The organism is Bradyrhizobium sp. USDA 10063 (genome assembly GCF_054063735.1).
The window spans coordinates 197,616-224,185 of record NZ_JBSSGP010000001.1; the positions used below are offsets into that span (position 1 = coordinate 197,616).

The 26,570-nt window shown below is 62.9% G+C and carries 24 protein-coding genes and 5 pseudogenes; 22 read left to right on the top strand and 7 right to left on the bottom strand.

Annotated features, from left to right (window positions below; translation table 11 throughout):
- Positions 1-56: 56 nt before the first annotated feature.
- The 3 genes from ACVJGD_RS00935 to ACVJGD_RS00945 all read left to right on the top strand — a co-directional run bounded on the left by ACVJGD_RS00935 (position 57) and on the right by ACVJGD_RS00945 (position 3,516).
- The gene (locus tag ACVJGD_RS00935; protein WP_456632627.1) at positions 57-1,673 is read left to right on the top strand and encodes a hypothetical protein; all 1,617 of its coding nucleotides are present in this window, start codon (positions 57-59) and stop codon (positions 1,671-1,673) included.
- 21 nt (positions 1,674-1,694) lie between these two features.
- Complete coding sequence (locus ACVJGD_RS00940; RefSeq protein WP_456632628.1) at positions 1,695-2,393, top strand: DCL family protein; 699 nt, start codon at positions 1,695-1,697, stop codon at positions 2,391-2,393.
- A gap of 361 nt (positions 2,394-2,754) precedes the next feature.
- A complete protein-coding gene (locus tag ACVJGD_RS00945; protein WP_456632629.1) occupies positions 2,755-3,516 on the top strand; it encodes an IS6 family transposase in 762 nt (253 codons plus the stop codon).
- 187 nt (positions 3,517-3,703) lie between these two features.
- On the opposite strand, the pseudogene ACVJGD_RS00950 reads toward ACVJGD_RS00945, so the two are convergent.
- Positions 3,704-4,612: pseudogene (locus ACVJGD_RS00950) on the bottom strand (KAP family P-loop NTPase fold protein); the annotation flags it as partial.
- Between the two features lie 273 nt (positions 4,613-4,885).
- On the opposite strand from ACVJGD_RS00950, the gene ACVJGD_RS00955 reads away from it, so the two are divergent.
- The 3 genes from ACVJGD_RS00955 (at position 4,886) to ACVJGD_RS00965 (ending at position 6,792) form a co-directional block, all read left to right on the top strand.
- The gene (locus ACVJGD_RS00955; RefSeq protein WP_456632630.1) at positions 4,886-6,022 is read left to right on the top strand and encodes a DUF2235 domain-containing protein; all 1,137 of its coding nucleotides are present in this window, start codon (positions 4,886-4,888) and stop codon (positions 6,020-6,022) included.
- Entirely contained in the window at positions 6,022-6,285 is a 264-nt protein-coding gene (locus ACVJGD_RS00960) for a hypothetical protein (RefSeq protein WP_456632631.1), read from the top strand. The genes ACVJGD_RS00955 and ACVJGD_RS00960 overlap by 1 nt, the downstream gene beginning before the upstream one ends.
- A gap of 267 nt (positions 6,286-6,552) precedes the next feature.
- Positions 6,553-6,792, top strand: coding sequence for a hypothetical protein (locus tag ACVJGD_RS00965; protein ID WP_456632632.1), 240 nt, complete (start codon positions 6,553-6,555; stop codon positions 6,790-6,792).
- A 672-nt stretch (positions 6,793-7,464) separates the two neighbouring features.
- On the opposite strand, the pseudogene ACVJGD_RS00970 reads toward ACVJGD_RS00965, so the two are convergent.
- Positions 7,465-8,217, bottom strand: a pseudogene (locus ACVJGD_RS00970) (IS110 family RNA-guided transposase); the annotation flags it as partial.
- A 208-nt stretch (positions 8,218-8,425) separates the two neighbouring features.
- On the opposite strand from ACVJGD_RS00970, the gene ACVJGD_RS00975 reads away from it, so the two are divergent.
- The 6 genes and pseudogenes from ACVJGD_RS00975 to ACVJGD_RS01000 all read left to right on the top strand — a co-directional run.
- On the top strand, positions 8,426-8,608 hold the full coding sequence (locus ACVJGD_RS00975) for a hypothetical protein (protein WP_456632633.1): 183 nt from the start codon (positions 8,426-8,428) through the stop codon (positions 8,606-8,608).
- A gap of 224 nt (positions 8,609-8,832) precedes the next feature.
- On the top strand, positions 8,833-9,870 hold the full coding sequence (locus ACVJGD_RS00980; protein ID WP_456632634.1) for a DUF3991 and toprim domain-containing protein: 1,038 nt from the start codon (positions 8,833-8,835) through the stop codon (positions 9,868-9,870).
- A 66-nt stretch (positions 9,871-9,936) separates the two neighbouring features.
- A complete protein-coding gene (locus ACVJGD_RS00985; protein ID WP_456632635.1) occupies positions 9,937-10,539 on the top strand; it encodes a DUF1419 domain-containing protein in 603 nt (200 codons plus the stop codon).
- 11 nt (positions 10,540-10,550) lie between these two features.
- A complete protein-coding gene (locus ACVJGD_RS00990; protein ID WP_456632636.1) occupies positions 10,551-10,949 on the top strand; it encodes a DUF3085 domain-containing protein in 399 nt (132 codons plus the stop codon).
- 95 nt (positions 10,950-11,044) lie between these two features.
- Positions 11,045-14,983, top strand: a pseudogene (locus ACVJGD_RS00995) (DEAD/DEAH box helicase family protein).
- A gap of 303 nt (positions 14,984-15,286) precedes the next feature.
- Positions 15,287-16,207, top strand: a pseudogene (locus ACVJGD_RS01000) (ParB N-terminal domain-containing protein); the annotation flags it as partial.
- A 26-nt stretch (positions 16,208-16,233) separates the two neighbouring features.
- Here the strand turns inward: ACVJGD_RS01000 and ACVJGD_RS01005 are convergent.
- Positions 16,234-17,176 (bottom strand): IS630 family transposase gene (locus tag ACVJGD_RS01005; RefSeq protein ID WP_456632516.1). Its coding sequence is split into 2 segments (ribosomal slippage): positions 16,234-16,836 and positions 16,838-17,176, totalling 942 coding nucleotides; the frame shifts between segments, so codons are not numbered across the junction.
- 105 nt (positions 17,177-17,281) lie between these two features.
- On the opposite strand from ACVJGD_RS01005, the pseudogene ACVJGD_RS01010 reads away from it, so the two are divergent.
- From ACVJGD_RS01010 to ACVJGD_RS01040, 7 genes and pseudogenes are all read left to right on the top strand, one after another.
- Positions 17,282-18,034 (top strand): annotated as a pseudogene (locus ACVJGD_RS01010) (plasmid partitioning protein); the annotation flags it as partial.
- A gap of 91 nt (positions 18,035-18,125) precedes the next feature.
- Positions 18,126-19,049, top strand: coding sequence for a DUF7007 domain-containing protein (locus ACVJGD_RS01015; protein ID WP_456632637.1), 924 nt, complete (start codon positions 18,126-18,128; stop codon positions 19,047-19,049).
- Positions 19,046-19,444 carry a hypothetical protein gene (locus ACVJGD_RS01020; RefSeq protein ID WP_456632638.1) on the top strand — a complete coding sequence of 133 codons (399 nt, stop codon included), beginning with the start codon at positions 19,046-19,048 and terminating at the stop codon, positions 19,442-19,444. The genes ACVJGD_RS01015 and ACVJGD_RS01020 overlap by 4 nt, the downstream gene beginning before the upstream one ends.
- Positions 19,445-19,954: 510 nt before the next feature.
- Positions 19,955-20,542, top strand: a complete 588-nt coding sequence (locus ACVJGD_RS01025) for a hypothetical protein (protein WP_456632639.1) — start codon at positions 19,955-19,957, stop codon at positions 20,540-20,542.
- A gap of 357 nt (positions 20,543-20,899) precedes the next feature.
- Positions 20,900-21,820 carry an ArdC family protein gene (locus ACVJGD_RS01030; protein ID WP_456632640.1) on the top strand — a complete coding sequence of 307 codons (921 nt, stop codon included), beginning with the start codon at positions 20,900-20,902 and terminating at the stop codon, positions 21,818-21,820.
- 754 nt (positions 21,821-22,574) lie between these two features.
- Positions 22,575-22,886: a DUF736 domain-containing protein gene (locus ACVJGD_RS01035; RefSeq protein WP_456632641.1), complete on the top strand. Its 312-nt coding sequence runs from the start codon at positions 22,575-22,577 to the stop codon at positions 22,884-22,886.
- A gap of 63 nt (positions 22,887-22,949) precedes the next feature.
- On the top strand, positions 22,950-23,096 hold the full coding sequence (locus tag ACVJGD_RS01040) for a hypothetical protein (RefSeq protein WP_456632642.1): 147 nt from the start codon (positions 22,950-22,952) through the stop codon (positions 23,094-23,096).
- Between the two features lie 46 nt (positions 23,097-23,142).
- On the opposite strand, the gene ACVJGD_RS01045 is transcribed toward ACVJGD_RS01040, so the two are convergent.
- Both ACVJGD_RS01045 and ACVJGD_RS01050 read right to left on the bottom strand, forming a co-directional pair.
- Positions 23,143-23,421 (bottom strand): HU family DNA-binding protein, encoded by a 279-nt coding sequence (locus tag ACVJGD_RS01045; RefSeq protein WP_456632643.1) that lies wholly within the window; start codon positions 23,419-23,421, stop codon positions 23,143-23,145.
- 110 nt (positions 23,422-23,531) lie between these two features.
- Complete coding sequence (locus ACVJGD_RS01050; protein WP_038380975.1) at positions 23,532-23,789, bottom strand: WGR domain-containing protein; 258 nt, start codon at positions 23,787-23,789, stop codon at positions 23,532-23,534.
- 138 nt (positions 23,790-23,927) lie between these two features.
- Between ACVJGD_RS01050 and ACVJGD_RS01055 the strand changes: the two genes are divergently transcribed.
- Together ACVJGD_RS01055 and ACVJGD_RS01060 are read left to right on the top strand one after the other, a co-directional pair.
- Positions 23,928-24,308 carry a type II toxin-antitoxin system RelE/ParE family toxin gene (locus ACVJGD_RS01055; protein WP_456632644.1) on the top strand — a complete coding sequence of 127 codons (381 nt, stop codon included), beginning with the start codon at positions 23,928-23,930 and terminating at the stop codon, positions 24,306-24,308.
- Positions 24,292-24,615, top strand: a complete 324-nt coding sequence (locus tag ACVJGD_RS01060) for a helix-turn-helix domain-containing protein (protein ID WP_456632645.1) — start codon at positions 24,292-24,294, stop codon at positions 24,613-24,615. Before ACVJGD_RS01055 ends, ACVJGD_RS01060 begins: the two co-directional genes overlap by 17 nt.
- A gap of 44 nt (positions 24,616-24,659) precedes the next feature.
- On the opposite strand, the gene ACVJGD_RS01065 is transcribed toward ACVJGD_RS01060, so the two are convergent.
- Positions 24,660-24,950, bottom strand: a complete 291-nt coding sequence (locus ACVJGD_RS01065; protein WP_456632646.1) for a hypothetical protein — start codon at positions 24,948-24,950, stop codon at positions 24,660-24,662.
- A complete protein-coding gene (locus ACVJGD_RS01070) occupies positions 24,950-25,624 on the bottom strand; it encodes a sigma-70 family RNA polymerase sigma factor (protein WP_456632647.1) in 675 nt (224 codons plus the stop codon). The genes ACVJGD_RS01065 and ACVJGD_RS01070 overlap by 1 nt, the downstream gene beginning before the upstream one ends.
- 27 nt (positions 25,625-25,651) lie before the next feature.
- Here ACVJGD_RS01070 and ACVJGD_RS01075 point away from each other — a divergent pair, with 27 nt between their 5' ends.
- Positions 25,652-26,431, top strand: a complete 780-nt coding sequence (locus ACVJGD_RS01075; protein WP_456632648.1) for a protein-L-isoaspartate O-methyltransferase family protein — start codon at positions 25,652-25,654, stop codon at positions 26,429-26,431.
- Positions 26,432-26,570: the final 139 nt, after the last annotated feature.

Sequence of the window (26,570 nt, forward strand, 5' to 3'; positions counted from 1 at the left end):
ACGCGGAGAGCGGCGAGACCGTTGTCAGCGGCGCGATTCCGACCTTTGATGCGGCAGTGGGGACGCTGTCGGCAGCGGTCGCGGAGGAAGCGGAGGAGCGCGGCAAGGCGGCGAGCACCGTGTTTCAGGCTTTGTGGAAAGCCGCAGAGCCGCTTTTCGCCGAGGGTGTGCCGGCACCCGCTATATGCCCAGTCTGTGAAACGCCCGTAGCCGACACGGCGGCGGGTAGCGCCGAGGCGATCCGGGGGCATATCGCCAAGCATCTGGAAGAGCTGGCCGATTATGCCGCCGCCAAGAAGGTGCTCGACGCGGCCAAGACTGCGGCGATCAAAGCTCATACCCAATTGGTGGCGGCATTGCCGGGGCTGATTGGCATTCTCGGCGACGGTGAAGCACAACTGAAAGCCGATCTCATCGCGCATCAAGCTGGCATCGCCGGCTGGCCTCAGGCTGCCGTGCCGGCCTCGGCCGATATCGTCGCGTCGATCGCCAAGCTGCTCGCTGCGCTCGATCAGGCCATCGTCGACATCGAGTCGAAGCAAGGCGACCACACCTATATCAAGGCCAAGACGAAGATCGATCGGCTGCTGGAGCTACAGAGCGAGCGGGACCTCGCCCTGCGGACGCGAGCTCAGCTGGGGAAGCTCTCCGACGCCTTGACGGCGCAGGCGACGATAATCTCGGCCGAGATCCGCAAGAAGGTGCAGGCCCTGCTCGACAAGCTTCAGACGCCGATGAACGACATCTACAAGCTGATCCAGGGCGCTGGCGCCGCGCCAATCCGGTTGGAGCTGCCGGCGGAAGACGACACGAACCAGCAGCGGCTCAACCTCCTGATCGATTTCGCCAAGAACCGCACTGGCGTGCAACCGGGCGGCTATTTGAGCGACTCACAGATCCATTCGGTGGCGCTGGCGTTGCGGATGGCGGCGATCCAGCAATTTAACGTCGGTGCGCCCATCATCGCGCTGGATGACATAGTCACCTCCTACGATGCCGATCATCGGCGCACCATTGCTGGGCTCATCGCCACCATGTTCGGTGGCAGCCAAATCCTGATTACCACCCACGACGAGCGGTTCTTCAACTATTTGAAGGACCAGCTCGAGGCAAAGGCGTGGCACTTCACCCGGATCATTGGCCTCGATCCGGCCTACGGGCCGCGTTTCGCTGACCACAAGGTCAGCGACGAGATGATCGAGGCGCGTTGGGCTGCGGGCCAGTCGGCGGCCAACGAGATGCGCCAAGCCGAGGAAGAATGGCTTCTCGGCGTCTGTCGGGATTTCGGGGTCAGTGTGCGGATCCGGCCGCTGGAGAGGGCCTATTCTTACGAACGCAGCGAGTTGGCCTCGGCGCTTGCCGGCCTGCTCAAGGATGCCAAGCTCGCGCCTGCGCTGGTGCCGGGGGTCAACAACCGCTTCCTCGACAGCTTGGTGAAGGGCGAGATCGAGAATTTTGGCAGTCACTTCCAGGACGGGCTTTATGGCGACGGCTCGATAGGCGACGAGAAGGCGCGCTGGGAGGAGTTCAAGGCTTTCCGCACCCAGTTCGCCTGCAAGAAGTGCAGCCGGAGAAAGTTCCAGAGGCCTTTTACTCTCAAAAAGCCAGTATGCGCGCATGAGGGTTGCGAGGCGCAGTTCGAGTTTGCGGTAGCACCGGCAGGGGCGGCTTGAATGGGAGGGCGTTCAAAACCCGTGGAGCTGGCGACGCGCAGCTTCGAAAAGCAAGGCGACGCCACGGCTTTCTTCAAGGCCATGCTTAACCGCTACCGGCCCGGTGAGCGGGTGAGTGACGAGGATGGCCTCGACGTTGCGGCCCTTCTCGAACGCCACACTGAATATGTCGCCAAGGTGGGCTGTGGCGTCAGCCATTTCCAAGTCATGATGACCGAGCATGGGACGCAATGCTTCCGGATCATCCGCAGGGATGGTAGCGGCACGGATTTCTCCTATCCACACTGCATCTCCGAGCGGCCACCGAGCCGTAAGCAGGAGGTCGCCCAAGCCTTTCGACGTACGGTGCGCTTCGATCTCTACAAGGCTCGCGATAATTTCTTCGCTACCCACAGCGGTTCTGACGGTCTGGTTTCCTGTGCCGTTACGGGCGAACGCATCGCGCGGGACGAGGCGCATATGGATCACCGTCCGCCAATGACCTTCGAGGTCATCGTGACGACGTTTCTCTGCGGGCGCGGTCTGTCGCTCGATGATGTGCCGCTCACGACAGGCACGGATGATCAAGTTTCGCCCGAGGTGACGGATGACGCCTTGAGCGAGGCGTTCCGAGCCTACCACGCTGGGATCGCGCGGCTCGATTTCGTGCGGAATACGGTCAATCTGGCCCAAGCCAGTCGGCATCGGCTGAAGGACGGTCGGATCACGCTGACAGGATAGCCGCTGCTGGCCACGAGAGTTTCGCCGCGCTTTCTCGTCTCACCGGTGTACTGAGAAAATGCGAGGTCGGCGACGACGCTGCCGTTCGACACCTCTCGGCCAAACCTCGAGAGGGATGGTGATGGGTGAAACCTGGGGATATCCAAGCCAATGACCTTGTGATAAAACCTCTGCTATATATTTCTTGGTCAGAGGAAACGTCACCGTCCATGCCATCTACCACCGCCCAGCGGCTTCGTGCGCTCGACCTCCTGAAGACCCGAGGAATGCTCCGGCTGAAGGACTTCGTCGCCGAAGGCATTGGCCCGGAGGGCACCGTCAAGTTAACGAATTGGAGCGGCCGAGGGGATAGACGAGCGGCATGCCGACCGCCCGTGACCCTCTTTATCGCCGCCATCGCTTCCCACCGGAAGTGATCAGCTATGCCGTTTGGTTGTATTTCCGGTTTCCCTTAAGCTTGCGCATGGTCGAGGAAATGCTGGCGGCGCGTGGCATTGGCGTGGCCTATGAAACCGTGCGCCAGTGGGGAAGGAAATTCGGCAAGGCGTTCTCCGATCGGATCCGCCAGCGCGCTCCCGCTCGCGGCGACAAATGGCATCTGGACGAGGTCGTTATCTCGATCGCGGGCGAACAGCATTGGCTCTGGCGCGCTGTCGACCAGAATGGCTTCGTTCTCGACGTCTTGATCCAGCGCCGAAGAGACTCGCGCGCTGCGCAGCGGCTCATGAAGAGGCTCTTGAAATCCGCCGGCACGCCGCCGCGCGTGATGATCACGGACAAGCTCCGTTCGTACGGCGCTGCGAGGGCGAAGATGGGCTTGCACGTCGAACATCGCCAGCACAAAGCTCTCAACAATCGGGCCGAGAATTCTCATCAGCCGACGCGGCGACGCGAGCGGATCATGAAGCGTTTCAAATCGTCCCGTCAGGCTCAACGGTTTTTGGCAGTTCATGATCAGGTCGCGAACCTTTTCCACATCCCCTATCCCGGAGCCGTCACTGCCGACTTCCATCGTGCTTCGCGCGAGCGAGCCTTCGCGACTTGGCGCGAGATCTCCACGACAGCGCTATCGCCGAATCTCGAACCTTTGAGAATGGCCTCCTTCGGCTCGGCGGTCGATTAAGTTGACGATGCCCGTCGAACCGTTTCCCGACTGCTGTCTTGATCGCGTCGTGATCGATCCCCTTGCCCTCCCACGGCTTGCCCAGGGCGGCCTTGCCGAGAGCCAGCAATTCCAGGAATTCCGGGGAGTTCTCGCCGAGGACCCGGCCAAGAAGCAGGAGCGTGACGTAGATCCCGGTCTCCGTTTCGCCGAGCACCGGGATGCGGAATGGCACCTGAAGCAGCTTTTCGAGGTACGATCGCGTGTAGTTCTGACCGGAATCGCGCGCGTTGTTCGGCGACAGGTCGATCTCGGGAAGGTTCTTGAAGTGATCGCGGACCGCGATTTCGATCATGCCTTCGTCGGCGCCGACGATGAATGCCGTCTTATCCCACAGCACGAACAGCCTGATCGCTTCGAGCGTCTCGATCGCGGTTTGAGGCAGGCAGCGGTCGAGGTCGTCGATGAGGACGACGAGTCGCTTGATGCCCGCCTTCTTGATCAGCTCCTTGTACGCCTCTCTGAATTCTCTGATCTCGGTGGGAACGCTTCGGCCGGCGGGTTCGTCGCCCTTCTCCTTCTTGAATTCCTCGACCTGTTTGACGGCTGCTTCGCGGGCGTCCTTGTCGGTCACTACGCTTTTCACGTAGTCGACTGCGGAGCCGACGAGGTCGTCGAGTCCGACCACCGGGATGCCCGTGAAAGCGGTCAGCGCCAGGCCGCCGCCTTTCTTGGCGACCTTCAGCCAGTCGACGCTTTTCAGGACGCGTTTGACCTCGTCTGCCGCCTCGGTCGCGAGAGAACGCTTCTCGATAAGGCCGTTCACGACGCCTTCGATCAGCGCGATCTTCGCATCCTCGAACCCCTGAAACTGCCAACCGCTGAACTTGAGGCAGAGAACGTCGCCTCCGTCGGGGAAGGCGGCCTCGACCATCTCCAGCACGCTGGATTTTCCGGCACCCCAGTCGCCGTGAACGCCGATCGTTACCGCGGAATCGACGGTTTCGTTGATCAGCCGAACGATGGTTCGCGCGATTGCCTCGTTGTTGAGGAGATCGACCTTGGTTTCCTGGTCGCTCAGATAGCCGAGCGGCGCGATTTTCCCGGACGTCGTCACGAAAATACTCCCCAGCGGCGGTGCGGCGATGGCGCCATCGCGCTCTATCGCGGACCTAATTGGTATGCAACCGTCGCGGTAGGCCGGGAGGTTCCAGATGCACAAATTTTAGTACGTAATCCACATGTAGTGGTATAAGAATAAATTTGTCATACATTTTGCGTAAAGTCGTGCAACCCTATGTAGAACGGCTGTCTTCGGCGCCGTTTGCCTTCGGCGAGATCGGGTGCCGGAAGTTGAGGAAATGCCGATCTCGGGGGCGGATATGCGGATATGAAGCGTCTGGCGATCTTTCTGGATGGTACCTGGAATACGCTGAACAACAACACGAACGTGTGGCGGCTGAAGTCGCTCACGGCGGAGACTGTCGATCAGCGCGTCTACTACTACAGTCAAGGCGTGGGCACCCGACGCGGTGAGACCTCGCGCGGCGGCGTCACGGGCTGGGGCATCGATAACGAAATCATCGAAGCGTATACTTGGCTGATCCAAAACTTCGATGACGGCGACGACATCTTCATCTTCGGGTTCAGCCGTGGTGCATACACCGCGCGCAGCCTGTCGGGACTGATCTGCAAGTGCGGCATCCTCAAGCTTGGTGCGCCGCTGTCGATCGAGCAACTCTACGCCCGGTATCGCATCTACGACGCGCCGACGATCAGATCGCTAGCGGCGAAGCCGTTGCCCCAGACGGCATCCATCGAGGAGCAGTGGCTGACCAAGTATTCGCGCCCGACCAAGGTAAAGTTCGTCGGAGTGTGGGACACCGTCGGCTCGCTTGGACTCCCCTTCGCTAGCGTCGCGGGCAAGGTCCGTAAGTACCGGTTTCTTGACACGCATCTGCGGCTCGACAACGAATATGCCTTCCATGCGCTCGCGCTGGACGAACACCGCAAGAACTTCGAGCCGACCTTCTGGACGAGGACCGATAGGGTCGGTCACGAAGGAGCGGCCGAGCGACGGATCGACAGCGTTGAGCAGCGCTGGTTCGTCGGAGCGCACGCGAACGTCGGAGGCGGATACGCGAGCGATCCGCTGGCGCAGCGGCCTTTGATGTGGTTGATGGACAAGGCCGCCGGTCTCGGGCTCGTCCTCCGCGACCGGGTCGCGATCGACGTCTCGCAGGTCACGCCGGCCGTCACGGATTCCTACCACGAATTTGCGTGGGGTCTCTACCGCTTCGTCAGCCGCCCCTTCTATCGGCCGATCGGGCTGGCGCCAGAGAAGGGAACGCAGGCCACGACGTCGCGCATCAACGAGACCATCGACGGCTCGGTGTTCGAGCGCTGGCGCGCGGACGCGGCCTACCGTCCTCCGAACCTCGTCGCGTGGGCGAAGGAGAAGGGCGTCGATCCCACCAAATTCAACAGCGCGGTCCGGGCGACCGACCCTAACGTCGGCGTGCCCTGATGCTCGACGTGCTGCGGATGGAGATCACAGAGAACCTCCTCCGCAAGATGGCGAGGGAGGAGCGATGTCTCTTCCTAGCGCTCGGTCATGCGTCCAACCAGGTCAATGCGCTCTGGAAGCTGGTGATCATCCTGACCAACGGCGACGAGAGCGATCCGGTGAAGCAGAGGCTGGAAGGCGCGCAGACCCAGATATTCGTCAGGCTCACCATCGGAGCGATGCAGGAAGCCTGGAGGCTGATCGAAGGCCGGTTCCTCAAGTGACCGCTGGGTCGTGAATACCTGCCGTTGCTCGATGCGCCTGCGGCTGAGGCGTTGAGCGGCTCAAAAAACGATTTGGAAAGCTCAACAGGCTGGCGGTGATCCGCAACAACTACGCGTTCCACCACCCGGAGGTCGACGAAGTCGAGGCCGCCTTCCAGAAGGCGACGGCCGGAGAAGGGAGCTAGGCCGCCGATTGGGCGATTTACTTCAACAAGGCCCCTGCTGAACACGTTCTTCTTCGTGTCCGACTTCGTTCTAGTTCATGGCATGGCAAACGCGCCTGAAGAGGCCGATGTGAACGCGGCGCACCGGCAGCTTCTCGGCGAGATGGCGCCGGTCGCGAACGATCTTTCGGAATTCACCTTCGGGTTCGCCGTAGCCATCTTGAGACGCTACGTCGGCGATGAACTGACGATGACGCTGGTTGCCCAGGTGAAGGAAGCGCCGGACATCGACGACATCCGGTATCCGTTTTTCGTCGAAACGCCGGCTCTTCGGAACGGGTGACGCGATTCTAGCCTTCGGATCGCGCTTCCGCCGCGAGAGCAGACTTCCTTGATGTCCTTGACGACCGATGGGGACGTCTTCGGCAATACGGCAGCTATGATCGCTGCGCTCGGCGTTTGAGGAATCACCACAGCGTGGCCCGATTTGATCGTGGCCGTGATCCTCGCAGGAATCTTTCTTACCTCATCAGCGCGAATGCTGCGGCAGGCCTGGAGCGAATATCGTCAAGAACACACGCCGGATTCTGTCGCCGCGGAGTAAACGTAAGTGGCAGCCGCGCCTGCGCGCGACCGTGCTCTATCTCAGGCCATCCGACGGCCTTCGACCGAACCCGCTTGTCGCGGTTTCGGCCCGTGCGGGTGACGATCACTCTGCCAGCTGCGCCCGGGGAACGCTTCTATTCCCAGTTGCAGAAGGTCTCGCTCTGCGATGCGCTTCGAGCCACAGGTGGTACCTGACGTTTGGCAAGCTGCGAGGGCGCTGCCGGCAGATTTGGCGCAGACCGAATGTTCGCGAGGGTTGTTAAAGCAGATACGGCGAGATCGCGTCGGCCGTCGGCGCATTTCCCCTCAATGCGACCTTGATCCGCAGCCGGGACCGTCTATCGGCCGACGCGACGCGATGAATCCGCGACCGAGAAAAGATCGCGCAGAAGGGCGCCAATCAACTGCGCAGGCCGACCCAGGCTGCGAAGTGGCGACCTGACTTGAAGCCACCGGGATCGGGAACAAAAGCCTTCACGGCCATGGCGATGATGGCTCCGACGCCCGGGATAGTGGCAAGGCGGCGCATATCAGCATCTTGCCTGGCCCGGACGACGATTTCACGCTCGAGCTTGTCGATCTGCTCGGCCAGCAATTCGATCTGTATAATCATCTCGGCCAAGGCAAAGCGCGCAGCTGGCGGCAGACGTGCATCGCTTTCATCCCGAATGATCTCGCCCAGTCCTTTGACGTTGGATATTCCGACCGGAGCGATGATACCCAATTCTCCCATATGCGCACGCAGAGCATTTATCGCTTGCGTTCTCTGGCGCACGAGCAAGGCGCGCGTCTTCAGAACCATCGCGGCTGCCTGCTGCTCAGCCGTCTTGACTGGGACGAAGCGCATAGTCTTTCGCGTTACAGTCTCGCTGATCGCTTCTGCGCCGGCAGCATCAGTCTTCCCGCGCTTGACGAATGGCTTCACGTATTGAGGTGGCAGCAGTTTGACGTCATGACCCAAAGCCGCGATCTCGCGCGCCCAATAATGCGCGCTGGCGCATGCTTCCATTCCGACCAAACACGGTGGCAATTCTGCGAAAAAGCGCAAGACATCCGCGCGCCGCAGCTTTCGATTGAACTGCGGCGCGCCTTCAGCGTCGGCACCATGAACCTGAAAAACCTGCTTAGCCAAATCCAGCCCAATAGTAGTAACATCTTTCACGGAACGGTCCCTCCTTGTGGCGTTTACAACAACGGCCACGATCTTAGCACTCTGATGCTGTTGGAGCGGGCCGTTCCACCTCATCAAGGGGTCGGCTATGCGAGCATGCCGCCGCTGCGCCTTCGGCTACGCGGTGATCGCGGCCGGTTGAGGACACTGACGGACGCCATCGAGCGGGGATCGGCCTCGCTCAAGATGGAGCCCTCAAATGTCGCACGATCTTTCCCTCGCCCAGTCCAACGCCTTCGAGCTCGCCCGCACCCTGATGGTCCCGGTCACGCTCTTCAAGGTCGATGGCGCATATGGCGTGCTACCAAGCGACGTACTCGACGATGCCGATCTGACCGTGGTGCACGAATACGATCCGCACGAGTTCGGCCCGGCTCATTGAGCCGGCTTTTCCACTTGTGCCGCTTGCGAGCGGGCGGCGGCAAGGGAAGCTGCCGCCGCGGCTGGCCGACGCGATGACACCGGGTGCCCCGCATAATTCATCAATTGCCAGCCGCGCCCTTGCCCCCTTCGCTCTTCGCGGCAGGGGCAAGTGGTCCCGCAAGGTGCGGGAGAAGGAATCTCAAGCGAGAAAGGTCTGGCGCGGCAATGCGCCGGGAAGCGGAGATGGAAAAGAAGGATATCGAAGAGCTGAAGAATCGCGTGGCCTGCGCTGCCGTGCTCGAGAAGGCCGGATTTGCGATCGATCTGAAGGAGAGCACGCGCAAGGCCGTCAAATATCGCCGCGGCGGCGACATCATCATCGTGATCCATCAGGGGAGGGGCTGGTTCGACGCGCTGTCCGACGCCAGAGGCGACGTCTTCTCGCTGGTGGAGCATCTCGACGGCATCGCGTTTCCAGAGGTGCTGCAGCGAGTCTCCGAGCTGGTCGGCTTTGTGCCGACGGAGCCCATCTGGTCCCGAGAATCCCGCGCGCACGATCCTGATATTGCCGCTGCGGATCGTTGGCGCGTGCGGCGCAAGCCGTGGCGAGGTTCTCTCACTTGGCGTTATCTGTGCGAGGAGCGTGGCATCCCCGAAGCTATCATCCGCGCAGCAATCCGGCATGACCGGTTGCGCGAAGGCCCTTACGGCAGCATGTGGGCGGCGCATCTCGACAATGACGGTGTGGTCACAGGCTGGGAGGAGCGCGGTCCGCAATGGCGCGGCTTCGCCAGCGGCGGCGATAAGGTGCTGTTCCGATTCGGACCGGCGAACGCGACCCGGCTCTGCATCACCGAGGCCGCGATCGACGCCATGAGCCTGGCGGCGATCGAAGACCAGCGGCCGGATACTCTTTATCTGAGCACCGGCGGCGGCTGGGCGCCGGTCACGGTCGCCGCCATTCGCGCGCTGAGCGCGCGGCCGCTCACGCGGCTCGTCGCCGCGACCGATAACAACCGGCAAGGAGAGGTCTATGCCGATCGGCTCGCTGTCACCGCGCGGGAGGTGGGGTGCGCGTACGAGCGGCTGCGGCCCGCGCCGGAGGATTGGAACGAACAGCTGCATCCGAGCAGCAAGACGAAGAAGGAAGAGGAGGAGAAAGAAAACCCGGCTGCCGCATGCCCGCCGTCCGCGTCAAGGGTGAAGCTTCGCCCGCGTGCCGCGGCCCTTGACCCGGCCGATCGGAGAGGCGGCCGCGGAGGAGGGGTCAGGAAGGGCTGAAGACGATGGCGGAATCGGAAGGATGAGCCGCGCTTCCGGCCCGACGAGGCTGAAAGGAGCCCGCTCATGACCCTCTCTCCGATCCGCAAGGTCTATCAAGGCATCGCCGACCGCCGGCAGATGTTCCGCATGTTCGATCGCCACGCGCAGCGGCCAAGCCGCTCCGAGGACGACGACAGCGCTCTTTATCGCGGCGAATGGTTCGAGATCGGCCAGGCCGACCACGACCATATGTTCGAGATCCTGCCGCCGCTCTGGATGAAGGCTGAGATGTTCGCGCTCCGCGAATTCCTCACCGGCAGCATCACCGGCGTGTTCTTTGCGCTGAGGATCGACGGCCAACCACGCACCTTCCACGGCTATTGCGATCTTCGCGACAAGGGCTCGCCCGATCGGATGCGCGCCGCGATCATCGAACGCGAATCGCGGCCGGCGAAGGCAATGACGCGCGAAGAGCGGCTCGAGCACATCTGGTCGAGCGCGCATGATGATTATCGCGGCTACGCCGGAGAACGCTGGGCCGAGCATCTGCGCGGCGAGCGCACGGTGCTGGTCTATGGCGGCCAGCGCGGCACGGTGCTGAAGCTCCTCGGCCAGCTGACCGACGCGGAGATCGCGGCGAAGCTGCCGGTGCATCTGCGCTACCTGCCTGACGCGATCGCTGCGTGAGGGAGATGGTGATGTTCACATTCCCGATTCCATCCGTCCGCACGGTCATCGAGCGCGGAAAATCCGACGCCGCCGCCAACGGCGGGTTCCGCAATCCCTATTACGGCCTCAAGCCTGGTGAGGGCGAGAAGCCCGGCCTCTGGCTTGTCGGTGACAACGGCGTCTACATCATGTCGAACGGCAAGCTCAGCGATGGCGGTCGCTCGCTTGTGGTCTATTCCGAGGAATGCCATCCGGTCGGCAATCCGGACTGGTTCGACTACAAGCGCCGCCATTTCGGCGGCGATGACGGCATCGAGTTCATCGAGGCTGAGCGGCTCATCCCTCTCATCAATCGTGATTTTCGATTCACGCATCTGCGCATGCAGCTGAGCGAGGCAGACATCGCGCTGTCGATCATCGTGCGCTAGCGCCTCCCATCCCGCAATCCACCGTGACCATCAGCACCCGCCGAGGCAGCTCGGCGGGGCGACGGCACGCGCCCTCATCACAAGGAGAAATTCTCATGGCGCAAGACGATCCCTTCACCCTCGACCTCTTCGGCAGTACGGCGCTGTCGTCCGGCCTTGGCCTCGGCGTCACCGCTTTCGCCGGCGGCCTTACCGTCGAGCCGGGCGATGATGACGATCCCGATCCGGCGACCCCCGCTCCGGCCATGCCGTTCGCGGCGGTCGCGCGCGCGACATCGCCCGCGCATCGTGAGCGCGGCGCGAACTTCCATCTCGCCGACTATCGCGCCCTGGCGAAGGGCTGGAAAGATCGCGCGCGCGACGATATCGCTGCGATCCGGCTTGCCGCCGCCATCGAGGCCGACGAGCGGGCGGCTACGACTGCGGAGCAGGAGCAGCTGATCCGCTTCATCGGATTCGGCGCGTCCGAGCTCGCCAACTCGGTATTCCGGCGCCCGGGCGAGGCCGAGTTTCGCAAGGGGTGGGAGGCGATCGGATCTGATCTTGAGGAGGCGATCGGCGATCTCGACCATGCCTCGCTCGCGCGCTGTACCCAGTACGCGCACTTTACGCCGGAGTTCATCGTCCGGGCCATCTGGGCAGGCCTGCAGCGTCTGGGCTGGCGCGGTGGCCGCGTGCTCGACCCCGGCATCGGCACGGGACTGTTTCCGGCGCTGATGCCGGCAGGGCTTCGTGATATCTCGCATGTCACCGGGATCGAGCTCGATCCCGTCACGGCGCGCATCGTGCGCCTGTTGCAGCCGCGGGCGCGGATCGTCGCCGGCGACTTCGCGCGCACGGCGCTGCCGGCGAGCTTCGATCTCGCCATCGGCAATCCGCCCTTTTCCGATCGCACGGTGCGCTCGGATCGCGCCTACCGCTCGCTCGGCCTTCGCCTGCATGACTATTTCATCGCGCGGGCGATCGAGTTGCTGAAGCCGGGCGCGCTGGCGGCCTTCGTGACCAGTTCGGGCACGATGGACAAGGCGGACGGTACAGCGCGCGTGCATCTCGCCAGGACCGCTGACCTCGTCGCCGCCATCCGGCTACCCGAGGGCAGCTTCCGCGCCAGCGCCGGCGCCGATGTCGTCGTCGACATCCTGTTCTTCCGCAAGCGCAAGATCGGCGATCCCGAAGGCGATCGGTCCTGGCTCGACGTCGACGAGGTGCGACCCACGACAGGAGATGAAGGCGCCATCCGCGTGAACCGCTGGTTCGCGGATCATCCAGCGTTTGTGCTCGGCACGCACGACCTCGCCCCCGGTCCCTTCGGCGAGACCTACACATGCCGTCCTCGCGATGGCGAGGACCTCGACGCCGCACTCTCGGCCGTCATCGCCCTCCTTCCGGAAGCGATTTACGACGGCGAACCCGACATGATCGATCCCGATCTGGAGGACGCAACTGCTCCGGCTCCCGTCGACCTGCCATCCGATCGGCATGTGCGTGAGGGCAGCTTCTTCTTCGACAAGGCCCACGGCCTGATGCAGGTTCTCGACGGCCAGTCCGTCGCGGTAAAGGCCCGCAAGAAGCGCGGCATCTGGCGGATCGTCTCAGCGGGCTCGACTTACCTCGCCCACGCCGTTGGCGCCGGCAAGACCATGACCATGGCGGCCGCGATCATGGAGCAGCACCGGCTCGGCCTGATTGCCAAGGCCATGCTGGTCGTGCCCGGCCATTGCCTGGCGCAGGCGGCGCGCGAGTTCCTGGCCCTTTACCCGTCGGCGCGCATTCTCGTCGCCGACGAGACCAATTTTACCAAGGATAAGCGGCAGCGTTTCCTGTCGCGTGCGGCGACGGCACCCTGGGACGCGATCATCATCACGCATTCCGCGTTCCGTTTCATCGCCGTACCCTCGGCGTTCGAGCAGCAGATGATCCAGGACGAACTGGAGCTTTACGAAACCTTGCTGACCAAGGTCGAAACCGACGACCGGGTTTCGCGCAAGCGGCTCGAACGGCTCAAGGAGGGCCTGAAGGAGCGGCTGGAATCGCTGTCGACCCGCAAGGACGACCTTCTGACCATCTCCGAGATCGGCGTCGACCAGATCATCGTCGACGAGGCGCAGGAGTTTCGCAAGCTCACCTTCGCGACCAATATGAGCACCTTGAAGGGTGTCGATCCGAACGGCTCGCAGCGCGCCTGGGACCTCTATGTGAAGTCGCGCTTCATCGAAACCAAGGCCCTCGTGCTCGCCTCCGGCACGCCGATCACCAACACGCTCGGCGAGATGTTCACGGTGCAACGCTATCTCGGGTACGATGCGCTCGCGCAGCGCGGCCTGCACGAGTTCGACGCCTGGGCCTCAACCTTCGGCGACGTCTCGACCGTGCTCGAGCTGCAGCCCTCCGGCAAATACAAGCCGGTCACCCGCTTCGCCACCTTCGTCAATGTGCCGGAGCTGATTGCCATGTTCCGCTCCTTCGCCGACGTCGTGATGCCGGAGGATCTGCGTCAACATGTGAAGGTGCCGGCGATTGCGACCGGCAGGCGCCAGATCCTGACCTCCCGGCCGACCGCGGCCTTCAGGCGCTACCAGGTGCTGCTCGGCGAGCGCATCAAGGTGATCGAGATGCGCGATCGCCCGCCCGAGCCTGGCGACGACATCCTGCTCTCGGTCATCACCGACGGTCGTCACGCGGCGATCGACCTGCGTCTCGTCGATGCCTCCGATGACAACGAGCCCGACAACAAGCTCAACAATCTCATAGCGAACGCCTACCGAATCTGGAAGGAGACTGCGGAAAACACCTATCTGCGCCCAGACGGCAAGCCGTTCGAGCTGCCCGGCGCCGCGCAGATGATCTTTTCCGATCTCGGCACGATCAGCGTCGAGAAAACCAGAGGCTTTCTCGGCCTATCGCTGGATTCGCGACGAGCTCATCAGCATGGGCGTGCCGGCATCGGAAATCGCCTTCATGCAGGATTACAGGAAGTTCGAGGCCAAGCAGCGCCTGTTCGGCGATGTGCGTGCCGGTAAGGTGCGCTTCCTGATCGGCTCATCCGACACGATGGGCACCGGCGTCAATGCCCAGTTGCGCTCAAGGCGCTGCATCATCTCGACGTGCCTTGGCTTCCGTCGCAGATCGAGCAGCGCGAGGGCCGCATCGTGCGCCAGGGCAACCAGCACGACGAGGTCGATATCTTCGCCTATGCGACCGAGGGCTCGCTCGATGCCACGATGTGGCAAAATAACGAGCGCAAGGCCCGCTTCATCACGGCCGCGCTCTCGGGCGACACCTCGATCCGGCAGCTCGAAGACCTGGGCGAGGGGCAGGCGAACCAGTTCGCCATGGCCAAGGCAATCGCGTCGGGCGATCCACGCCTGATGCAGAAAGCGGGCTTAAAGGCCGACATCGCACGGTTGGAGCGTTTGCGCGCTGCCCATGTCGATGATCAGCATGCCGTGCGCCGCCAGATCCGCGACGCCGAGCGCGACATCGAGTTCTCGACCCGGCGTATCGCCGAGATCGGACAGGACATCGAACGCCTTGTGCCGACGACCGGCGAGGCCTTTGCGATGAGCGTGAATGGCAGGGCCTATACCGAACGCAAGGAGACCGGCCGCGCGCTGATGAAGGAAATCCTCAACCTCGTGCAGCTTCAGCAGGACGGCGAGACCGTCATCGCCTCGGTCGGCGGATTCGACCTGGAATATGCGGCCGAGCGTTTCGGGCGCGACGGCTATCGCTACACCACCATGCTGATGCGCAGCGCCGCCGATTACGAGATTGAACTGCCGGTCACGGTGACGCCGCTTGGCGCGGTCTCCCGCCTCGAGCACACGCTTGGTGATTTCGATGGGGAGCGGGAGCGCTTTCGTCAGCGTCTCGCCGATGCACATCGGCGCCTTGCGGCCTATCAGTCGCGCGAGAGCGGCGACTTCGCCTTCGCCGGCGAACTCGCCGAGAAGCGCCGACAACTCGTCGACGTCGAGAAGGCGCTCGCCTCGGACGTCGAAGGGACAGGTGAGGTGAGGGCGATCGCGGCTTAGACGTCCTCAGCACCCCTCCCTCCGCTTGTGCTCGCTGCAGAGCCGGCCAGGGTAATGAGAAGAGGAAAAGAGCAAAAGCCCGCTCGCAGATCGCGCTGGCCGCTGACGCCAAAAGCTCAACCGCCGCCTGCGCGATCCCGGCCCGTCGTCCTGCGCAGGGCTTTGGCCCCGCTCGTCCTGCCGGGCAGGGATGCTCGCCCGCAGTTGCACCGGCCCGTCCGCTCTGCGGGCCGGGGGATGTCTTCGGAAAAGAAGACGAGAAAGGCCGGCCCAGCCGGTCCGCAACCCAAAAGGAGCATTCCCATGCGTCTCATCAAGGTCGATCCGCGCGCACTGAAGGAGAATCCCGACCGCGCGCGCCAGACGAAATCCTCGCCGCAGGCCGACGCGCTGCTGCTGGCCACGATCAAGGCCGTCGGCATCGTGCAGCCGCCCGTCGTCACTGCGGAAAGCGGAGGCGGCAACAGTTACGTCATCAACGCGGGCCATCGCCGCGTGAAGCAAGCGATTATAGCTGGTCTCGACGAAATCGATGTGCTCGTCGATGAGGCGGCTAATGACAATGGCGCCATGCGCTCGATGGTCGAGGGCATCGCGTTCGAGCCGCTCAATCCTGTCGATCAATGGCGTTCGATCGAGCGCCTCGTGGCGCTCGGCTGGACCGAGGAGGCGATCGGGGTGGCGCTTGCGCTTGCCGTGCGCCAGATCAGGAAGCTGCGCCTCCTCGCGAACGTGCTGACCGCCATGCTCGACCACATGGCCAAGGGCGACATGCCGAACGAGCAGCAGCTGCGCACCATCGCCGCCGCCTCGCTCGTCGAGCAGAAGGAGCTCTGGAAGAAGCATAAGCCATCCAAGGCGGATCCGCAGGTGTCCTGGTGGAGCGTCGCGCAAGGCCTCCAGAAGACGCGCATGTATGCGCGGCACGCCAGCTTCGGCGACGATCTCGCCCAGGCTTACGGAATCCAGTGGGTCGAGGACCTCTTTGCCCCGGCCGACGAGGACAGCCGCTACACCACGAATGTCGAGGCCTTTCTCGGCGCGCAGCATGAGTGGATGGTGAACAACCTGCCGAAGAAGGGCACCATCGCAGAGACCACGAACTGGGGCGAGGTGAAGCTGCCGCCGAAGGCCGAACGAGTCCACGGCAAACCGACGAAGTCTGATTGCACTGCTCTATATCTGGACCGCGAGGGCCGCGTGCAAACGGTGCATTATCGCATGCTAGAGCGTTTTCCACATGATGTGGATCATTTGGTGTATCCGGCATGTCTAAAGTAATTGGCGCACATCTGCGGCGCAAACGACCTGACGAGCTTGCCGATGAGTTTGAGCAGGGTGTCGACCGTGCGGGCGGCGCCTTTGCGCAGCGCTGCCTTCAACCGGGAGAATGCCTGTTCGATTGGATTGAGGTCGGGCGAGTAGGCCGGCAGATAGCGCACGCGGGCGCCGAGAGCCTCGATCGCCTCGCGGACGCCGACGATCTTGTGAGTGCGCAAGTTGTCCATGAAGACGATGTCGCCCTTGCGCAAGGTCGGCGCCAGAACCTGCTCGACATAAGCCAGGAACGACGGCCCATCCATCGCACCGTCGATGACATAGGGCGCCGTGAGGCCGTCGATGCGCAGCGCGGCAACAAGCGTCAGTGCCTTCCAGTGACCGTGGGGTACGTCAGAGACGAGGCGCTTACCGCGAGGAGAACGCCCATAGTGCCGGACCATCTTCGTCGTGACCGCGGTCTCATCGATAAAGACGAGGCGCGGCGTACGCAGCTTGGGCTGCTCAGCTTTCAGCGCAGCGCGCTCGGCAGCAACGTCAGGCCGATCCTGCTCGGCGGCGTGCAATGTTTTTTTTGAAGGTGATGCCGTGACGGTCGAAGAAGCGCCAAATCGAACCGATGCCGGCCTTTTGCCTTCTCTGGGAGCGCAGACGCACACGGATCTCCTCGAGCGTCAGGTCCGGCTCCGTGGCGATCAACTCGGTCAGCCACTGCTTGTGCTGCTCCAACGGCGAGCGGCTGTGCCCGGCGCCGGGCTTGGCCTCGACATTTCCGGTCTTCCTCCAGCGATCCATCCATCGGATCGTCGTCGAAGCGCCGAGGTTGAGAATGCGCGCCGCCTCGCGGGCGCTTTCGCCGGACTCGATAAGCTCAACCGCACGCACCCTGAGGTCATTGGAGTATCCCTTCGCCATCGTATGACCCCGCATGTTGCCGCAGGTGACACCGAATCTGATTTGCAAGTCCAAGGGAATCCCCTGTGACGCTCTGATTCACATCAACTGGAAACCGCTCTAGATGCGAAGAAGCCGAAAGGCAAGGCTGCGCCGGACACGGTCAGCGCTCCGGACGATGTCGGTGTGGGCTCGAAGCCTCGTCCCGATGTGACGCGCAAGGGCGTCGAGATGATCGGCGACTACCGGACCGACGCGCTGCGCGAAGCGCTCGACCGCGCGCCGATAGAGGACGACACGCTCATGGCGCTGCTGATCCTTGCCTTCGCTGGTCAGAACGTCTCCGTCACGACAGGAAGAGGCGGTTTCCATAACGGCCATAGCCGCCTGGCGAAGCACACGGCGGTGCTGTTCGACGGCGACGGCAAACTCGCCTTCGACAGGGATACGCTGCGCGTCGCAGCCCGCGCCATGCTGGGCGATGTGTTCTCGTGCCGCGAGAATGCAACCAACAGCGGCATCGTCGCCCGTATCGCCGGCGCGATGATAGGCTCGGACGAGTTCCTGCCCAACATGGGTACTGAGGACTTTCTCTCGTCCCTGTCGCGCCCTGCGCTCGAGGCGTCGTGCAGGGACACGCCGGTCCTTCCGCGCCAGCGCGCCAAGGACACCCGCGCCGCGCTCGTCGAGCACTTCAAGGAGGGACGCTTCGTCCACCCGGCCGCGCTCTTCGCACCTGATACGACGAAGCTTTTGCAATGGCTCTCGTCGAGCACGACCGTCTCGGATGATGCCGATGAGGTGGATGAGGAAACCGCTGATATCGCCGATGACCCGGCCGAGGATGACGCCGAGGCGTTCAGGGAGGCGGCTGAATAACAGCCCGCCGCCTTGTTGCTCCGAACGATCTGCCGCCGCCGGCCAGGCCGGCGGCGGTTCTGTTTCCACACCCGCAAACACGGAGGACACGATGTCCGCAAATGTCACCGAGGGACTGGACGGCAGGCTGAATGCGTCATCTCCCGCCCGCCAGCACCAAACCGTGCCTGAATTTCCCGAAGTCGCTTTCGGCCGCGGCGCTGACGGCCTTTTCGTCGCACTTGTCGGCGAGACAGCGTTCGCGATGGCGCCCGGCCGCGATGGCCGGCATTATCTCGTCACAGCCTGGCGCATTCCTCGACCAATGGGCAAATGGACGCGCAACGATTTCTACGGCCATTCCGGCGAGCTCGCCGACGAGGCGGCATTCCGCGCCGCCGTACTCGAAAACGCCGAGCATCAACGCGAGCGCAAAATGCTCGGCCGCGTCGAGGTGGATTCGCGTGCCCATATGCCCTGGGGCGCCTCGCAGGGCGCGACCCTCTATGCGGAAGGCATCGAGCAGCACTCGACCGCTGGACATGGCGGCTTCAAGCTCTCGGCCGAGCGAAACCGCAAGGTCCATCCCAGACTGCGATCGAAGGGCGGCTGGTATGAGGAAGATGCGGAATGGGCGATCGTCGCGATCACCTTTCCGCATCTCTTCACCGCGTTCGAGCGCCGCTGCGCCGAACGCACGATCAAGAATTCATGGCCGGACGCCTGGGAGACGATCTTCGGCACTGTGCTCACACCGGGCGAGTCCTACGAGAAGGATCGTCGTAGTTTCGCGCTGACACATGCCAATGACTGGATCGTTACCTCGGCGATCACCTCAAGTCGCTGCGAAGGCTTCGTGGAATGCGTTGCAACGCCCGCCGGCAGGCGCGGAGCTGGAACGGAGGAGCGACGCCTCCTTGTTCCATCCGCCGAATATGAGGTCGGGCGCTTTGGTTTCGTGATCGACCCAAACCGGCATCAAGTCTATGCCGGCCCATCAGACTTCGTCGGTTGGCAGACCGGGAGGGTCACATGAGCCCATCCTCGGATTGTCTGGCGCTCCTTCATCGCATGCAGGAGGCGCGGCGGCAGATTCAGCGCCAGCTCGACGTGATCGACCGCCAGATCACGCGGCGGATGACAGCGCTGATCCCGCAGCTGAAGCCAAAACGCGCCAGTTATCGGCGTGGCAGGGCGCCGGATCCGACTGCCTTCCTCGAGCGGTATCGCTCGCATCTTGCGGCAATCACGGCCGAACGTCAGTCGGAGATCGACGCATTGTCCCGCAAGCTCGCCCGGCAGGATGCGGCCATCGCGGCGTACTGTGCTCGCAACGGGCTTCCATGCAATCGGCTCGATCCTCGCGACCCGTGCAATCGGCCCGGCCTTGCCGTGCGGTCGCGCAGCCATGGGGAGCGGCACCATGGATGACAACGCGCGCGGCATTCGAGCGACTCCGTATCGCCATCATCGATACCGGCCAGTGGTGCGGCGTCGCTAACTTCATCTCGACCTGCTGGAACGCCGACAGCCTCGGTGCATTCGACTTGTCCGATATCTATCGCTGCCGATCGCGATATCTGGAGCGATGCGTGAGTTCGCGATCGGTCATGGCCATCCTTGCCGTCGGGTTTTCTCGTCATCGTTCCGGTCCGCCGGATCTCCCCTCGGGTTGTCGCGCTCGTAAACCGGCGGCCGGGCGCTTCAAGGCCGCTATCGCGCCGCGTTGCGGCCGGGACCCCCGATCTCGGCAAAGCGGGTCCGCGTCCCGCGCGAGGGCTGAAAGCCCTGCTCGTCCGCAAACCCGCTCCGCTCGATCCGGATGCCCCGGACCCTGAAGCGCCCGTCTTGCCGCCGGTTTTTTTCGATCGCACCCCGAAGGGAGGACCGGCAGGAGCCGGCCCAAGCCTTCAGGGAGAAACCGAAGGAAAGGATGTTTTCATGACCAAGACCGCTCGCGCTCCCCGCCAGTCCGCCAAGGTCGTCCAGCTCCGCAAGGGCACCACCCTCGAAATGGTCCGGCTCGCCTGCCCCGACGCTACCCAGGCCATCCGCATCTCCGAGAGCTTCGGCCTTGCCGTCCTCGATAGCGACGGCATCCGCGATCTCCATGAGCGCCTGATCGTCGAGACGGCCGCGAGCCTCAGCGAAGGCCTCGGCGAGCGCGCGATGCAGATCCATCTGCAGCGCATCGTCGGCGCCTATGTCGGCTCCGCCCACGGCGCGGGCCAGTTCTACAGCCGCGCGGTGACGGAAGCCCGTGACGCTACGGCGAAGGCCGCCAACGACGCTCGCGACGAGGATCTCGATGGCCCGGTCGGCTTCGACGGAGCCGCGCAGCGCAAACGCGAATTCGCCGCCGACATGGCGCTTCAGTCGCACGCACTCCGCATGGCAGCCGAAGGCGCGATCGCAGCCTACGAGCAGGTCGTTGGCGAGCACTGGAAGCCTTTCGAGCGTCCGATCGAGAATCCGGGCAATGCCGTCGATCGCAAGGCGGCCGCGCTCCAGATGGAAGCTCTTGGCTGAGTCGCATCGGGCGAGGCTTCGGCTTCGCCCTCTTTCCATCCCTTCATCTCAGGGCCGGTCCCGCATGGGTCCGGCCCTTTGTCATGTCACCGTCGGCACCGCCGTGCGGCGAGCGAACTCGCGAACGCCGGGACTGCGATGCACGAAAAGAGCAATGGGAAGGAAAGGACAAGGAGAGCAGGCCGCGCCCACGGCCGTCCCGGCTGTCGGTCCTGCCAGGGCCGGAGGCCGGCGCAGCGGCTTCGCCGCCCTCCACTTCGTTGCGGCCAGGGAGTGCGCCGTCCTCCTGAATTCCCCGGCAACGGACCGCCGTGACGGGCCGCGATGGGCGCGGCTCCAAGACGGAGGTTAAGGACAATGAGTGGGAAGAAAGAAGGCGGCCGCGCCGACATCTATGCGCGGATCACAGAACGCATCGTTGCCGATCTGGAGAAAGGCGTGCGGCCCTGGTTGCAGCCCTGGAGCTCCGGCAATACGAACGGCCGGATCACCCGACCGCTACGCCACAATGGCGAACCATACACCGGCATGAATGTGCTGCTGTTGTGGTCGGAAGGATTGGCGCGTGGCTTCACCTCGCCGATCTGGATGACGTTCAGGCAGTCGATCGAGCTAGGAGCCCATGTCCGCAAGGGCGAGACGGGATCAACCGTCATCTATGCCAGCCGGTTTACCAAGACCGAGACGGATGAACACGGCGGCGAAGTCGAGCGGGACATCCCATTTCTCAAGACGTACAGCGTGTTCAACGTCGAGCAGATCACAGGTTTGCCGGAGCACTTTTATCACCGACCGACGCCGATCCTCGATCCCGTGGAGCGGATCGGGCACGCCGATCGTTTCTTCGCCAACACCGGGTCTGTAATCCGGCATGGCGGTTCGCGCGCGTTCTATTCACCATCGAGCGATAACATCCAGATGCCGATCTTCGAAAGCTTCTGTGATGCCGCGTCATACGTGGCGGTGAGTGCCCACGAACATATTCATTGGACGGCGGGCCGTGTCGGCCGCGATCTCAGCCGCTACGCGAAAGACCGCAGTGACCGCGCGCGCGAAGAGCTTTGTGCGGAAATAGGATCCGCCCTCGTTTGCGCCGATCTCGGCATCGTCCCTGAGCTCGAGCCGAGGCCGGACCACGCGGCCTATGTGGCAAGCTGGATCAAGGTGCTTTCCAACGACCGGCGCGCAATCTTCTCGGCTGCGGCCCATGCGCAGCGCGCAGTAGCGTATCTACACAGTCTTCAGCCGCACGCCGAGAGCGAGCAGGAGGCCGCCTGATGTTTCCTGCTCCGTGCATCCGAGGGGAGGGCGTTGTGCCCTTCCCAATCGCGGTGCGCACGATTTTCCTCTGCGCGATCAGCGTTCCACCATGCTTGTGGCGCTCGTTGCGCTGGCGTCTTTGTAGGTCGCGCGCCACGTTCGAAAAGAAAGGAGGCCCGCGCCTCGCGGCGGAGCCCTTCGGATTCCGTTCGCGATTGCGTCGCGGCAGATCGCTAGCCGTGGCACCTCCGAAGTTGATCGGCGGCATCGATCTGGCACGGCGAGGTTGCATCGGCGCGACAAGCACGTCGGCAGGCTTGTTGGCGATCTTGCGGCAGCGACTCGACGGATGCGCCAGACTGCTGAAAGCTGCGATTCCCTCTCAGGCAGGATGAGCGGCGCCAAAGTGGCCTCGTTGAGCACGACGCGTCTCGTTGCCCCGCGCTCGTTACCACGCGATCCGAATGGCCAGCGGCGCCTGTCTTCATTCCCTGTGTTTTCGGAGGCGGGCACGCCCATCTGCGTCCTCGATAGAGGCTGGTCTGACCGAAGGCCGATCCCGCTACGCGCGCTCTCGATCTCGTCCCTGCAACGTCCGTCCTCGACTTTCTTCCCCTGTCGCTGCGCGCCATTCCTCGCGGTTCAAGAAAGTCGCTCCCGGCCGCCCTTCACTTTGTTTCGGCCCTTCGGGTGCAGGTCGATCGCCTCCGGTCTCACGACCGCCATCGAGGTCGCGATCGGCGCGGCCGGAGAAAACCAAGGGAATGAGACAATGGCTACCATCGGCACCTTCACCTCCACGGGCACCGGCTTCTCTGGCGCCATCAAGACTTTGAACCTCAACGTCAAGGCCAAGCTGGTCCGCGTCGAGAACCCCTCCGAGAAGGGACCGCACTTCCGCATCTTCGCAGGAGCGAACGTTGAACTCGGCGCTGCCTGGCAGAAGGTCTCCAACGAGGGCCGCGACTACCTCTCGGTCAAGCTGGATGACCCGAGCTTCCCCGCTCCGATCTACGCCACCCTGATCGAGGTTGAGGGCGAGGAAGGCCTGCAGCTGATCTGGTCCCGGCCGAACCGGGACTGAGGCTTCCGCCAGAGGGCTCCGCCGCGAGGCGGGGCCTTCTTCCTTTCAATCGGAGACGCCTTCATGATCATCGACACCATCGAGGAATTGCGCGCCGAGCTGCGGCACTGCTTGTTCACGCCCGCGGAGCGCAAGGCGCTCGAAGCCGAACTGGCCGAGCTCATCCGCCAGCGCGACGAAGCACTCGCGGCCGAGGAGGAGGGGGCGTAAGCCCCCTCGTCTAGCGACTTACACCACGACGGTGCAACGGCTCCGCTCATCCGTTGAGGACGTCCTTGATGGCTTTGGCTGGCGTGAAGGTAAGCTTCTTGGAAGCTGTGATCGCGATCGGTGCGCCGGTCGACGGATTACGACCCTCGCGGGCAGGCGTATCCTTGACCTTGAATTTTCCGAAACCGGCGATGCTTGTCTCGGTCCCGGTCACGGCTGCATCGGCGATCGCCTTGAACACGCCGTCGACGATGGCCTTCGCCTGTGTCTTTGTCAGGCTGTTCTCGGCGGCGATCTTGTCGGCGATTTCATTCGCGGTGGTCATGGAACAGGCTCCATCTTGCTGTGATTTTCCTCCGTCTGACATGAAGAGCGCCGGACGGGTAGGGCCGATATCACAGGCAGAGCCACAATCCCCGGAAAACTGACAAATTATCAGACCTTCTCCTCCACAGCCGCGTATCCACGTTTGCGTTTGGCGCGCTCCAATCGTCCGAATGCGTCGCCCGCTTCATCGCTGCCGTCAAAGGTCTGCACCATCGTCTGGCCATTGGTGCCGATCCGGCCCCAGTTGCGGATCAGCGAGACCCCGCCGAACAAGGTCGGCTGGATCGAAAGCAAGTAAAACCGCCGCATGTTGCGGGTGGCGTCGATACGGCGAAGATGAAGCGGGGCTGGCTTGAAGTTCGGCATGCGCGGATTCTCGCTTCCTGCAAAAGCGAGGTCCAATGCTTTCTATGAATCGATGAGGGGCTGAGCGATTCATTTTATTGATACATCTCATCTCGTTGGGGTCTTGATTACGATAGCACCCAGTGCTACATTTATAGCATGGCCGGCGCTGAGAAAACCACGCGGACTTTCAAAACCGCTTGGTTCTCCAAGGCGGCGCGCAAAGCTCGCATCAAGGATGCCGAGCTATGCGAGGCAATTCAGGAGGTGATGAAGGGCCAAGCCGACGATTTGGGCGGCGGCGTCTTCAAGAAGCGCCTGAACAAGAACATGCACCGGAGCATCATTCTCGCGAAGAGCGGCCGACACTGGATTTACGAATATCTGTTCGCGAAAAAAGATCGGGCAAATATCGAGGATGACGAACTAGAGGATTTCCGCATCCTGGCAAAGAGTTATGCCACACTGAATGATGAACAGATCGCCAAGCTCTTAGAGGACAAAGACCTGACGGAGATATGTCATGCCGAGGAAGAGTAAGTTTAAGAGCGATATTTCCGCGGCGATCCACTCGTCTGCGGTCATGCTGCACAAGGTCGGCGCACTCGACAAGGCGACGATGCGTGACTTCGACGCACGTCACCTGGCCGTTCCGACCGAAATCAAACCCGCGCAGATCAAGCAGCTTCGTGAGGCCAACAATGTCAGTCAGCCGGTGTTTGCTCGCTACCTCAACACGAGCGAAAGCACGGTTGAAAAGTGGGAGACCGGTGCCAAACGGCCGAGCGGGATGGCGCTCAAGCTGCTTACGGTTGTCCAGAAGCACGGACTGAAAGTTCTCGCATAAGGCCCGAGTTGATTGCGCCATTGCTGGGCGCCCTGCGTGCTCGCTCAATGCCGCTGATTATGCGATAAGCACCGGAGCCGCTGCGTCGGCCGCAGCTCTGCTCCGCCTTCGTCCAGATCTTCATTTCGGTCCTGATCAAAGTTCCGATCAAGCTTCCCAGTCACGTCTCCGTGCGCGGCCTTGATCACCTCTCTGACCTCGAGGGCCGTGTTGGCGATTGTCCATCCCTGCAGGCCGGATGTCTCCCGCACCTCCTCATCGGTCGCGGCGAGGATTTCCTCGGTCAGCGCTTCGAGCAGGCAGGCCAGATCGAGACTTGGGTCCCAGCGTGTCATCACTTGCTCCAGTTCTGTTGATCGCGCAGCAGCGTGCGCCGCATCCGTCGTCGCGTCGTGTCGTAGTCGAGCTCGGACATATCGTGGACCTTGCAGATCTCTCTGGCCGCCATGCCATCGGCCATGCCCGCGATGATCTTCAGTGCCAGCGGATCGGCTTCGAACAACCGATAGATGTTGGCCAGCATCTGCGCGGCGGCCAGGACCCGCTCCGGATCGGGTGCCTCATCGGCCTCGTCACCGGGCCGACTTAGCTGTTCCGGATCATCGCGGCTCACAAGCAGCCTTCGCTCAAGCCGCGCACGCCGCCAATGGTCGTTGCAGATGCTGCGCATGACGCCCGCCAGGAACGCCAGGATGGGTACGCCGGGCGGCCAGGGGCGGGAGCCATCGAGGACGCGTGCGATTGCCTCGTGAAGCAGGTCGCTCCAGCCCAATCCTCCCGGCAGGTCGCGGCTCCACAACCGTGCCAGAGCCTTTAGCCGCACGAGTTCGAGATCCGACAGGGCATCGATGGCGGACGCGACGTCGGCGGCTGGGGCAACCGCGTCATCAGGCCTGGGAGTTATCGTCAATCGTTCCATGGTCACAACAATATGCGCTTCACCGGGCCCAATACGGACGCGGATAAAAGAATGTTTTGACATGTCCGCGTGGGCGGACTCCAGGCGCATCGTCTGTATCGCAAAAGGAGAGCCTTCATGGACGACACGTTGGCGGCGGCGCGCCGCTGGTATGCCGAAGACCTGCGATACAAAGTCCCGGTCCTGCGTAATCCGGAACTGATTGAGGCATTTGCGTCTGTTCCACGCGAGCAATTCGTCGGTCCGGGGCCGTGGCGCATCATCTCGGACCCGTATAGCGACGCATTCCTGACCCCCGATACCGACCCGCGCTGGCTCTATCATGACGTCCTCGTGACAATCGATGTGAGCCGCAACCTCAACAACGGGATGCCAAGCTACTGGGCCCGCAACTTTGAGCATCTCGACATCGCGCGCGGCGATCGCGTGCTCCAGGTCGGCGCCGGGACCGGATACTATTCAGCGGTGCTGGCCGAGATTGTCGGATCCTCCGGTCGCGTGACGGCAGTTGAAACCGACCCAAATCTGGCCTCGCAGGCCCGAGCGAATCTCGTGAACTGGCCGCAGGTCAATGTCGTCTCAGGCGACGGCCGGGCGGTGGACGTTGGTGAACTTGACGTCGTCATCGTATTCGCCGGATCCACCCACCCATCTCGCCTCTGGCTCGATCCCCTTGTCGAAGGCGGCCGGCTTCTGATGCCGCTGACCGACGAGTCCTGGAGGGGTTTTCTTCTTCGCGTGACCCGGCGTCGAAACGAGTTCGAGGCCTCTTCGATTGGCGCCGTTTCTATCTATCCTAGCATCGGGGGCCGCGACGACGAGGCGGGAAAACGTCTGCATGCCGTGCTCGAAGGCCTGCCCCGGCAAGGTTCCGATTCGCGCGCTGCATGTCGGTGATCCCGGCTCCGACGATGCAGAAAGAGTCTGGTTTCACGCGGCAGGGTTTTGGTTGGAACGCGCGGCTGTCGAAGGAGATGCCGTCCCTTCGTAATGATCGGACTGATTTCGATCGTGGAAGACCGTCTCACGTTGGGCA